The sequence below is a fragment of the Photobacterium obscurum genome (assembly GCF_026191635.1).
Taxonomy (GTDB): Bacteria; Pseudomonadota; Gammaproteobacteria; order Enterobacterales; family Vibrionaceae; genus Photobacterium; species Photobacterium obscurum.
Map to the genome: position 1 here is coordinate 199,453 of NZ_JAKRRW010000002.1, position 11,613 is coordinate 211,065.

The following is an 11,613-nucleotide window of genomic DNA, read 5'->3' on the forward strand; positions in this document are numbered from 1 at the left end:
CAAGAATGATCAAATACTTATGCTGATTGGTATTAAGTAAGAAGCCAAAAGCAAAGGCGGAGCATCAGCTCCGCCTTTTCATTGTTTGTAACATGCGGATACTTAATCACGTTTCCATAGAATGTGACAGAACTTGTTCTCTGGATCTCGGCTCACCAGCATTCGAGCAAATACGTCATCTAGCTCATCATTTGCGTCATTCACCAGGCCGATACGAACTTCAGCAAACACTTCTTTATCGACATCAAATCCGACGTGGCCAGCCCAGTCGTCTTTAGTTTCTACAATTTCTGCCGCACCACGGTCATCGAACTGCAAGGTGAAAAGAAGGACGTCGGCTTGCTCAAGGCTGTCAGGAGCCATTTCAAGGAAAATATCGTAAGCCGTATCAATAACGTCGTCGTAAGAAATCAAGTTTGGTGTTTCCATGAACTTCATAAATCTCTGGTGTTGATTGAACGGACAGTATACCTAGTGATAGATCAAATTGGTAATCGTAGCAGCAGATGAGCATTGCCAGGCTTATTTGCTGCCGTAGGGGTAACAATCGCTGTTACTGGATAATTCGCGCTTTGGGAGTGCTACAGCCAATTCACTTTCGTGTTAGATGCACTCAAAAGGATATGTCATTCCTCGGCACATTCTCCATGGGTTGAGCTGACTGACGTCATTTTGAATCCAGCATCTTGAAGGAATGTGGATATCGGGGACTGTATACGTTCAAGATTGGATAAATAGTCATCAAAAGACATCGGTTTGTCAAAATAGAAACCCTGGCTAAGCTGGATGCCTAGCTGAGCAACATGATCAGCTTGTTCTTTGGTTTCGACGCCTTCGGCGACCAGTGAACATTGTAATTTATGGCCTATCTCGGCGATGTTGCCAAGAATGGAGTGGGTGACGGCCCCGGTGACTGAAGACGCGACGAAGGTGCGATCAATTTTTAGAATATCGAAACGCAGTGCCTGAAGTGTCGAAAGGCCCGCATATCCAGTACCAAAATCATCAAGGGCCCAGCGAATACCCACTTCGCGTAGTCTTTGCATTCCGGATTGTAATACTGATAACTCAGTATTTGAGAAAGCTTCTCGTTCAGTAAACTCCAATACAATATTAGACTGCAGGGAAGGGTATTTAGCTATCACCTCAATTAAGGCGGTTACATAGCTAGGGTTAGCAATCATAGATGCTGTGACATTAATTGAAATATAGCTATCTGGCGATACGCTATTAATCATTTCTTTTTCAAATGCCGCTCTCTCAAGTAGCAGCAGTGTAATGTCATTAATAAGCCCGGATTGCTCCGCAGCTGGAATAAACTCTGCTGGCGAAATAATATCACTATGAGGGGGGAACCAACGAGCTAATAACTCAGCGCCTTGCCACTTTCCGCTCTTTGAGCAAACGATAGGTTGGTAAAAAGCGTAGAACTCTTTATTTTTAATGCCTCGTTGAATATCCGAAAGTAGGGAATGTCGCCAGTTAGAGATAGCGTGAATAATCAGAAGAACTAACCCAGATAAGATCAAGATAACTAAGGTCGCATACGGTAGCTGATCAAGCATGACCTGTAACAGCATTTGTTCTGTGTATCCCACGGTGGCCGTTATTGGGAATTTCTCAGAAGTTAAGGTCACTGAGAAAGCAATTTGATCATCTTTATGTGAATTACAGCGATAAAGTTCACTATTACGGCTATCAAGCAGACAACCATACAAGTTGTGATGCGCTGTCAGCTCTGTAAGCCAGAAATCCATATAGCGAGAATCTAGCAGGATACGATACCATCCGTTATTAACGGGTATCATGAAAAAAAGACCTTCAATGTTTCGTCGTTGACTGTTAGCTCGATAAATAACATAGTCACTAGCATTTTTTATAAATTTGGCGTGTTCTTCGTTTATTGCAGTATTTGTTTTGTTATCACGATCACTACATATAAAGCGGAAGTCTTCAATATAAGATATTTCTTGTATAACACTCGAACCAAAAACAATACTTTCTAGAACCTGTTTACTTTCGATACTGCATGGAACATGACTTTGATTTGCGAGTATTAATTTGCGCTCTATCTTACTGAGTGTTTCAGTCATGGATGTGATCAGATGAGTAACCGTTTTTTCAGATTCTTGCTTTGCTTGATGCTTGACCAATATGACATCAATGATAAGGCCAATAACAAAAGTAGCAATAAGTATGGTAACGGTATGACTTTTATTCATCATGATCCAAAAAAATTAACCTAAGTATATTGTTGTGCACGAAGGATATCTGAGTTTTTTACTTTTTCCTATAATAATTAGGGATTTATCTTTTTAAATATATTTTAGTCATTTTCTTGTCATTTAATTAACTTTAAGTGACAAATAACTGTCAAAATATAATAGTAAACAAATGAAATGATTCTATGAAAAAATAGTTGGTCATAGACTTATACTTAAGCTGAATTTAGCATGATTGTTACCGCTAAAGACTTGTGATTTGATAGAATCATCTAAGCAGGTTACTCCTGTAATAAAGCGTGTATAACAACTAGTCGGAAGGAAAAACCTGTGGCGAAAGCTTTACCTGTACTTGATGGCGAAGCCCCTTTACAGAATGAATACGTACCTGTATTGCTCGATGCTGTAAAGCAGCTAAGAGCGGGCTTGGGTAGTAACCTTCACAGTGTCTATGCTTTTGGTAGTGTTGCCCGTCGGGAAGCGAAGGTCGGCAAATCGGATTTAAACCTCACTATCATTGTGCAGCGACCACTCAATGCATCTGAACAGTCAATACTCAGTTCTATTAAGCGGCGAGTTGAAATTAAGCACGCTGTCGTGCCTTCGGTCGAGCTGAAAACTGGGGAATTAGAAGAGGTATTGTCATTGGCCTCTATTTTTACCTGGGGAGTTTGGCTTAAGCATTGCTGTATCTGTTTGTACGGTGACGACCTGTCGACCAGATTTGGATGTTTTGAAGCCAGTTGGGATATAGCTAAGTCATTTAATGGTGATATTAAGAGCGAGCTCAGCGAGTTTCGTCAGAAAATCATGGCCACCAAGGTGGTACAAAACTACTTAGACTATTGCGAATATATCGCCAAGAAAATGCTATGGACCTGTTTTTCTCTGGTAATGCATCGTGAGAAAACACTGGCTTTATCAATAGAGCAATGCGCCGATGTTTTTCTCAAATATTATCCTGACAAGGAACTTGAGGTAGAGCGCTTGTTTGTTTTAGCGGGAAGAACTCAAGTACCTAAAAAGGCTGCACTGTTTATGATTGAATCATTTGGTGGCTGGATAGTGTCTGAATTTGAGAAGATTGACCGCAAAATCGGTTAAGCTTTATGACTGTCCGGCCTTTGCCACTTGCTCTGACTGGAGCTGGTCATTGTTCGTTTGGTATTACTGAGGTAGCAAGCATTGTTACCGCACTAAATTTTCTTTTGTGCCTGAGGTATTTTTGCAAAATCAATCAACTGGCTTCGTACTAACAAGGCAAAGTCGTGACTTCCGTGGTCAAACCGAGATTGTTTTATGGGTAAAAACCGAACAGGGACCTTGTCGTTTGATTGTACAAGGTGACAAGCCTGTTTGTTTTATTGCTAATGACGATCTGGCTCATGCTGAACGTGTTATTCAGGCCGCCAATTTGCCCGTTTCATGGCGGACGCTATCGCTGAAGAATTTTCAGCACAAACCCATGTCTGGTTGCTATACCCAGACTGTCCGCGACAGCCTGCAACTAATGCCTCTGCTTGGTGCCGAGGGTATAGATGTCTATGAAGCCGATATTCGGTTGGCTGATCGATATTTGATGGAGCGTTTCATTCGCGGTGGGATTAGTTTTAGCGGAAATTGCCAGCATAAAGCGGGATATGATGAATATCACCAGGTGAAAACCAAAGCGGCAGATTATATCCCCCGGCTTTCATTGGTATCGCTTGATATTGAGTGTTCTGAAAAAGGTGTGCTCTACTCGGTAGGTTTACACGGCAAGATGGACAGCCGAGTGATCATGGTGGGGGAACCCAAAAATGACGAGGCTGAAGAGGGCTGGATTCAGTGGGTAGCATCGGAAAAAGAGTTATTGCTGGCCTTGGAGTCTTGGTTTATCCAATATGATCCCGATATTATTATTGGCTGGAATGTCATTGATTTTGATTTCCGGCTGTTGCTCAAACGTGCTGAGTGGAATGCGATTAGTTTGCGAATAGGGCGCGGTAGGCAAACACCACATTGGCGGCAGTCTAGCCAGAACGCAAATCAGGGCTTTATAACGATTCCTGGGCGTATTGTACTCGATGGCATTGATACATTAAAAACCGCTACCTATAACTTCCGTTCCTGGTCGCTCGAATCGGTTTCGCAAGAATTGCTGGGGGAAGGCAAGCAGATCCATAATGTTCATGATCGGATGGATGAAATTAACCAGATGTTCCGTCATGACAAGTTATCACTTGCCCGCTATAACCTGCAGGACTGCAAACTGGTTACACGTATTTTTGAGTATACTCATTTATTGGATTTTGCCGTTGAACGGAGCCGTTTAACAGGGGTTGAGCTTGATCGCATTGGCGGTTCGGTCGCGGCGTTTACTAACCTCTACCTTCCTCAGCTTCACCGTGCCGGATATGTAGCGCCGAGCTTGGATAGCGAGAACTGGATTGCCAGCCCCGGTGGCTACGTGATGGATTCAAAACCTGGGCTCTATAACTCAGTGTTAGTGTTGGATTTCAAATCCCTTTATCCCTCGATCATTCGTTCGTTCCGTATCGACCCGATGGGATTGGTGGAAGGCTTGCTACTAGAGGAAGGAAAAAGCGATGATCAGGCGATTGCCGGTTTTCGCGGTGGGCGCTTTCATCGGGAGAAACACTTTTTGCCCAAGATGATCGAAGAGCTGTGGTCCGCTCGTGATCAGGCCAAACGAGATGGCGAGAAAGCATTTTCTCAGGCGATAAAGATCATCATGAACTCATTTTACGGTGTATTAGGATCGTCAGGCTGTCGTTTTTTTGATCATCGTTTAGCTTCATCTATTACCATGCGTGGGCACGAAATCATGAAGACAACACGTGCTTTGATAGAAGAGAAAGGCTATGAGGTGATTTATGGTGACACCGACTCGACCTTTGTGTCATTAAAGCAGGCTCATTCAGAACAAGATGCCAATGCTATTGGTAATGAGCTGGTGGCTTATATCAATCAGTGGTGGCGTGAGCATCTGCACAATGAGTATGGATTAGAATCGGCGCTTGAACTGGAGTATGAAACCCATTATCGCAAGTTTCTGATGCCAACAATCCGCGGCCAAGAGACGGGCAGCAAGAAGCGCTACGCCGGCTTGGTAAAGAAAGGCGAAAAGGAAGAGATTGTCTTCAAGGGCCTGGAAACGGTACGAACGGACTGGACTCTGCTGGCACAGGAATTTCAGAAAACCCTATATTACAAAGTCTTTCACAATCAGGATGTTGAGGAATATGTGCGCCAGTATGTTGAGAAAGCCAATGCCGGGTTATTTGACGACAAGCTGATATACCGGAAGAGGTTACGGCGTAACCTGTCTGAGTACCAGAAAAATGTGCCGCCTCATGTTCGCGCTGCAAGAATGGCTGATGAGCTAAATAGAAAGCAGGGTAGGCCGCTGCAATACCAGAATGGTGGCTGGATAGAATATCTGATCACGCTCAATGGCCCTGAACCCAAAGAAGCGCAGCAAAGCCCGGTAGATTATAACCATTATGTTGAAAAGCAATTAAAGCCGGTGGCTGATGGGATATTACCTTTTATTGGTAAGCATTTTGATGAGATCACGGCACCGCAGCTTGGGTTATTTTAGTTGAGTTTAGCTGCTAGCAAAAAAGCCCCCAAAGGATGGGGGCATGTACATTTATTAACTCAGTTTGAAGCGTCCCATTGCATCTTGCAATGTCACGGATAGCTGGCTGAGCTCACGACATGCTTGTGCCGTTTGTTCTGAGCCTTGCGCCACTTCTTGAGAGGCGACATGGATATTTTCGATATTGCGGCTAAGCTCATCGGCGACAGAATCTTGCTGGCTGCATGCGCTAGCGATTTGCGTTCCCATATCGGCAATGTGGGCGATAGACTCTTCAATCGACAACATGATTTGTTGCGAGTGAGTCCCTTGTTCCACACAGGTTGCGATACTCGTTTGTGAACGTTCGGTTGCGTCCTTCGCTTGTTTCGCCATTTGTTGAAGTTTTTCGATGATCGCAGTGATTTCTCCGGTTGAATCTTGCGTACGCCCTGCCAGTGTACGTACTTCATCAGCTACCACGGCAAAACCACGACCTGATTCACCTGCACGAGCAGCTTCGATGGCCGCATTCAGTGCAAGCAGGTTGGTTTGCTCGGCAATGCCTCGAATCACATCAAGCACGACGTTGATTTGTTTGGATTGTTGTTCCAGTTCGGAAACGGTTTCACCCGCTTGTTCAATGGTTACAGCAACATCCTGTATTGAACCAACCATCACTTCATTATCGCGGGCGCCCTCTTGTGCTTTATCATTAGCGCCCATGGCTTGAGAGGCTGAATCTTCAGTATTACGCGCCACATCACCAACAGCCGCTTTCATTTCTGTCATGGCTGTAGCAACCTGAGTGATCTGATGCTGCTGCTCTTTCATACCATCAGCAGACATATCTGAGATTTGGGTCATTTCTTCAACCGCACTGCTAAGTTGAGTGACAGCAGAGATGATTTCGTCGATCAATTGACGTAGGTTGTTTTGCATTTTAAGTGAAGAGTCGGCCAGTTCACCTAATTCATCGTTGCCGATAGCGTCACGGTCGAGTTTCTTCGCTAAGTTGCCGTCAGCAATGGCGTTGGCTTGTTCAACCACGAGTCTGAGTGGTCCGCAAATAATACGTGTTAGTAACAATGTCATTACTATCATAATCGCTAAAATAACGATGTTGCTGGTGATAGAAGTGGTATTTAGATTGGTCACCGAGCGTAAAATAGAACCGCGATTATCATCCATCGCGCCTTGTAAAATATCGATCAGTACATTGATATCCGATTCGATTCCTTCAAACTGAGAAAGTGATTGGGCCAAAATTGGGTGCGCGGTGGTTTTATCCATCGCAAGCATGGCATTGTTGAACTTGGCCATTGTACCAATGTAGTGATTCCAACTTTTCATCATCCGGTTAAAAGTTTGCTCTTCTTCGCCAGGCCATACGCTTTGGCCATACGTTTCAAGACCCGTTTGGATCTCTTGACGGATGCGTTCATTGCGTTGAATTGTTTGTCTGATTTCTGCTGGATCCTTGATAGCCAGTACAGCGAATTGCGTACGACGCCAGTAAGACATTTTATCTCTGATCTCATCAACATGTTGCATCGCAGGCAGAGTGTCGTCAGTAAAGTTAAGTAATTCTTGTTTTACTTTTCCTAATTCACTGACAAGGAACAGACCAAAGCTTAAGTTGATCACCGCTATGGTTGTGAAAGCAACGGCAATTTTTTTGCCAATAGAGAGGTTTTTAAGAAACATGAATGAGTTACCTTTGATTCTTATTGTCCAAAGTCGCCAAAGCGATATACATCCATATATTGACAATGTGAATTGATTATTTATTTGCGGGGGATGCTATCACGTAAGTTATCAATTATCGATAATTATAATATTCACAGGGTGAATATTATGTAAGGGGATAATTCTTATGGGGAAAAGCGTGCTCGTGTATGCATAAAGAGCAAGTGATAGAATAGCAAAAGTGTTGAAAAACTATTGAGGTTAAGTGGTTGGAATCTTGTTGTTTGCTAGGAAAAGAAAGCAAAAACGCGCTCATTAGCGCGTTTGTACCTATGTGACTCTGATATGTTTGATCTTTTGCGATCAAATAAGATCAGTTGAAATAGTCAATGTTGACGACCGAAGATTTGATCGCATGAATAGGATCAAACTTAATTGCGCCGCGGTTCGGTGTACATATTTTAAAAACATCGCCGCAGTCAAAGATTGCGAGTACCGTTTCATCAGTTCGGAAGATGGCTGGTAACGGCTTACCAATTTCGCAGGAACAGCTTACCCCTTCATGTTGCCATTCGAGCCTGAACACGCGTTGTGATTGAGCTGGGGCAGATACGTGATTGGCAATCGATGAAAAGACAGATTCGGCCTGCTGCGGGCTAGACGCCGATGGTACAAAAAAATCCATGGTTCCCTCCTTGTTAACAAAGCTATATTCCAAATAGCCATAGGACAGTATCAGAAGCTGGCATGCTTTTGCAAGATAGATGAATAATCAAGCATTTGAAATTTAGTCATACCAATCAGGATAAGTAATTGATCTAAGTATTATGCTGGCTAGCACTCAGTATATTTACGCGAAAAGCAAAAGTGGACGTGCTTATAAGATCTGCATATTATCAATTGAGAGTCTGCAGATGGGGGAGGAGAGAATGGAACAGCTGGAGTTTTTTTCGATTCCGAGCCCGTGTATTGGGGTATGCCAGGTTAATGAGCGTGGTTATTGCAAAGGTTGTATGCGTAGTCGTGAAGAGCGATTCAATTGGCAAAATATGACAGCGGATCAACAACGTAATACCATTCGCCTGTGTCGCCAACGTTATTTGAGGTTGAGGCGAACAACGAATCAGAATAGCGAGGTATCGACGCCAGCAGAGCCTGTGGGGTATCAGCAGAATTTATTTGATGAATGACAGGCAGGCAAAAAAAAAGCGCCAAGAAGGCGCTTTTTTGAAGAGTATGAACTCGCAATTAGATGCGTTTGAAGTCCATGTGCTCAACTTTTGGCTTGTACGCGTGACGTTGAATGTCTTGCGGCTTAACCTTAACTTCTGCGCCGTCGATCACTAGAGTGATTTCTTCGTAGAACTCAGGCTTGTCCATTTGGTTGATAACATCGCTGTGTTGTAGAGCGATTGCAATCGGTGCAGCTTCGCCACCGTATACGATTGCTGGGAATTGCTCTGCGTGACGTAGGCGGCGGCTCGCACCTTTACCTAGGTCAGTACGTACTACTGCTTCAAATTTCATCTTAAATACTCTTTAAGTTAACTAAGTCGGACATTGGAGTAATGCGACCTTACTCTATGTCCTAAATCGAGCGCGGATACTAACATTGGAAGTGTAATCCGGCAAGAAAAAAACATGAAATAATCAACTAAATATCATAAAAACCGTTAATCAAGCTATTCAGTTATCGCTTTGCTTGTTATTTAAGCCATTCGCAATTTCTTGTCTCTAATTTATTATCCTTTCTTTATTTCGCTTATTACTTAGAAATGAGCCAAGTATTGGCTATAGAAGCAAAATTTTACCGTTAGTCGTATTTTAAAAAAGGCAAAAAAACGATCCAGATCACACTGATAATGATAGTAATTATCATTAAGGTTTGTAATACTGCTTTCCGTTGACGAATTGATAACTCTAATTTTAAGCAGGAAATATGAATTACAAGCTCACTTTTATTGCTAGTTCGGTAGTACTAGCGCTGTCACCTTCACTACATGCTCAAGATGACGTTTCAATTTTTGATGAAGTGGTTGTATCGGGCACTCGCTCCGAACAAAGTATCAAGAATGTTCCTTCCAGTGTTTCTAAAATGTCATCAGAAGATATTGAGCAAAATCTAGCGACAGATATCAAACAAGCATTGAAGTATGAGCCTGGTGTGACTGTAAATGGCCGCGGTCGTTTTGGTATGGAAGATTTCACGATCCGCGGTATGAGCGGTAATCGTGTCAAAGTGATGGTGGATGGAGTAGAGCAGCCATCGTCTTATAACCCTGGTGCTGATGTGATGCGTAAGAACTCGAACACCTTCGAAGTTGATACGCTAACAGCAATTGAAGTGAACAAAGGCCCATCATCGAGCTTGTATGGTAGTGATGCACTGGGTGGTACGGTACTTATGCGTACCAAGAATCCAGAGGATTTACTCGGAGCTGGCGACGATACGCATGTTGGTCTGAAAACAGGTTATGCAAGTGCCAACGATGAGTACAAAGCTACGATTGAAGTTGCTAACCGTACCGGTGATGTAGAGTCACTATTGATATATACCTATCGTGACGGCCATGAAACTGAGGCGCATGGTGACGGCGCTGATATCGTGGGCCCAGATCGTGGTACTGCCAACCCGTTTAACATCGCTTCGCATAATGTACTGGGTAAGCTCTTCTATCAAATTAACAATGATCACCATGTTGGGCTTACTGGTGAGTATTACACTCGAAGCGGAGACGGCCGTATTCTATCCCGTGAAGGTTATGACGGCGGCGGCGGTTTCATGCCTGGTTTCGTCTATACCAATGTTAGCGCTGACGACAAAGATGAGCGCGTAAGAGTCGGCTTTGAGCATGAGTGGCTGGCAAGCAATGTTGCTTTTGACTCGTTAGAGTGGAAACTTAACTGGAGCCGCAGCGAAAGCGAACACGATAGCTATGATCATACCGATAATTATGGCAATCGTAACCGAGCACGTTCAGGAACCGATGAAAGCCTGCAGTTTGATGCCCAGCTACAAAAAGAGCTCCAGCTTGCCAGTACCCGTCATGAGCTAACATATGGTGTTTCAGCTTCTGACAACTCTTTTGAACTCGAATATATGGACTACTTCTTAGATAGTGGTACATCGAAGCCGGGTCCTGCCGAAGTACCAAAGTCGGACTCTGAGAAGCGAGCGATCTTTGCTCAGGATCAGATGTTCTTTATGAATGATATGTTGGTTGTAACGGCGGGACTTCGATACGACGACTTTAAGGCGACGCCGGATAGTGCTTCAGGCCTGGAAGAGCATAACAGTGACGCTCTGACTTCACGCTTAGGCGCAGTTTACCACTGGAACAATTACTTCAGTACTTATGCCCAGTACAGCGAAGGCTTCCGAGCGCCGACAATCCATGAGCTTTACTATGACAAAGATAATGCGGCTCATGGTTATAAGATTGTATCTAACCCTGATCTGAAGCCGGAAGAGAGCCAGTCTTATGAGATCGGTTTACGTGCTAGTAATACGATTGGTGCTCTCGAGCTGGCAGCGTTTTACAATGATTACAAAAACTTCATTAAGAGTGATACCCAAAAAGAGGGTGGCCTAGATGTCACCACCAATGAAAATATCGATGCCGCAAAAGTTTATGGCGCGGAATTCAAAAGTAGTATCTGGCTAGACGAAGCCTTTGGCGCACCAATGGGGTCGTATGCCCGTCTATCGTTGGCTTATCTTGAAGGTGAAGATAAGAATACCGGAGAGTCGCTGGATACCATTGCCCCGTTTACCACCGTGATGGGCTTAGGCTACGATGCACCAAGCGAGATGTGGGGCAGTGCCATGAACGTCACATTGGTTGCGGCTAAATCGGGTTCAGATTGGGAGGAGCCAGAGACAGGGAAAGAGCCTAATCTGGAAGCACCAAGCTACACCGTAGTTGATTTGACGGCGTATTACCGTCCGGTGAATGAGCTAACACTTCGTGCCGGCCTGTTTAATGCCTTTGACGAGAAATACTGGCAGTATCAGGATCTTGAGGGGGCAACGGCTTCAACACGTGGTGTTGATAGCCTGACGCAACCAGGTCGTAACTGGGGCGTGACATTGGACTATAATTTCTAATCGGGCTGTTA

General features: G+C 44.0%; 9 protein-coding genes. 4 read left to right on the forward strand and 5 right to left on the reverse strand.

Annotated features, from left to right (window positions below):
- Nucleotides 1–102 precede the first annotated feature (102 nt).
- Nucleotides 103–429 carry an HI1450 family dsDNA-mimic protein gene (locus tag MD588_RS03190; protein ID WP_265695622.1) on the reverse strand — a complete coding sequence of 109 codons (327 nt, stop codon included), beginning with the start codon at nt 427–429 and terminating at the stop codon, nt 103–105.
- A 197-nt stretch (nt 430–626) separates the two neighbouring features.
- The gene (locus MD588_RS03195) at nt 627–2,222 is read right to left on the reverse strand and encodes an EAL domain-containing protein (protein WP_265695388.1); all 1,596 of its coding nucleotides are present in this window, start codon (nt 2,220–2,222) and stop codon (nt 627–629) included.
- Nucleotides 2,223–2,552: 330 nt separating this feature from the next.
- On the opposite strand from MD588_RS03195, the gene MD588_RS03200 reads away from it, so the two are divergent.
- Entirely contained in the window at nt 2,553–3,326 is a 774-nt protein-coding gene (locus MD588_RS03200) for a nucleotidyltransferase domain-containing protein (RefSeq protein WP_265695390.1), read from the forward strand.
- Nucleotides 3,327–3,447: 121 nt separating this feature from the next.
- Nucleotides 3,448–5,826, forward strand: a complete 2,379-nt coding sequence (locus tag MD588_RS03205; RefSeq protein WP_265695391.1) for a DNA polymerase II — start codon at nt 3,448–3,450, stop codon at nt 5,824–5,826.
- Nucleotides 5,827–5,880: 54 nt separating this feature from the next.
- Here MD588_RS03205 and MD588_RS03210 read toward each other — a convergent pair whose 3' ends face one another.
- Complete coding sequence (locus MD588_RS03210) at nt 5,881–7,512, reverse strand: methyl-accepting chemotaxis protein (protein ID WP_265695392.1); 1,632 nt, start codon at nt 7,510–7,512, stop codon at nt 5,881–5,883.
- Nucleotides 7,513–7,867: 355 nt separating this feature from the next.
- The gene (locus MD588_RS03215) at nt 7,868–8,179 is read right to left on the reverse strand and encodes a hypothetical protein (protein WP_265695393.1); all 312 of its coding nucleotides are present in this window, start codon (nt 8,177–8,179) and stop codon (nt 7,868–7,870) included.
- A 244-nt stretch (nt 8,180–8,423) separates the two neighbouring features.
- Between MD588_RS03215 and MD588_RS03220 the strand changes: the two genes are divergently transcribed.
- Nucleotides 8,424–8,684: a DUF1289 domain-containing protein gene (locus MD588_RS03220; protein WP_265695394.1), complete on the forward strand. Its 261-nt coding sequence runs from the start codon at nt 8,424–8,426 to the stop codon at nt 8,682–8,684.
- 58 nt (nt 8,685–8,742) lie between these two features.
- On the opposite strand, the gene rplY is transcribed toward MD588_RS03220, so the two are convergent.
- A complete protein-coding gene (gene rplY, locus MD588_RS03225) occupies nt 8,743–9,021 on the reverse strand; it encodes a 50S ribosomal protein L25 (RefSeq protein WP_265695395.1) in 279 nt (92 codons plus the stop codon).
- 412 nt (nt 9,022–9,433) lie between these two features.
- On the opposite strand from rplY, the gene MD588_RS03230 reads away from it, so the two are divergent.
- Entirely contained in the window at nt 9,434–11,602 is a 2,169-nt protein-coding gene (locus MD588_RS03230; RefSeq protein WP_265695396.1) for a TonB-dependent hemoglobin/transferrin/lactoferrin family receptor, read from the forward strand.
- Nucleotides 11,603–11,613 lie beyond the last annotated feature (11 nt).

Coding starts and splice junctions, on each gene's coding strand:
- MD588_RS03190 (WP_265695622.1), bottom strand. CDS start 429: ATGGAAACACCAAACTTGATTTCTTACGACGACGTTATTGATACGGCT.
- MD588_RS03195 (WP_265695388.1), bottom strand. CDS start 2,222: ATGAATAAAAGTCATACCGTTACCATACTTATTGCTACTTTTGTTATT.
- MD588_RS03210 (WP_265695392.1), bottom strand. CDS start 7,512: ATGTTTCTTAAAAACCTCTCTATTGGCAAAAAAATTGCCGTTGCTTTC.
- MD588_RS03215 (WP_265695393.1), bottom strand. CDS start 8,179: ATGGATTTTTTTGTACCATCGGCGTCTAGCCCGCAGCAGGCCGAATCT.
- MD588_RS03220 (WP_265695394.1), top strand. CDS start 8,424: ATGGAACAGCTGGAGTTTTTTTCGATTCCGAGCCCGTGTATTGGGGTA.
- rplY (WP_265695395.1), bottom strand. CDS start 9,021: ATGAAATTTGAAGCAGTAGTACGTACTGACCTAGGTAAAGGTGCGAGC.
- MD588_RS03230 (WP_265695396.1), top strand. CDS start 9,434: ATGAATTACAAGCTCACTTTTATTGCTAGTTCGGTAGTACTAGCGCTG.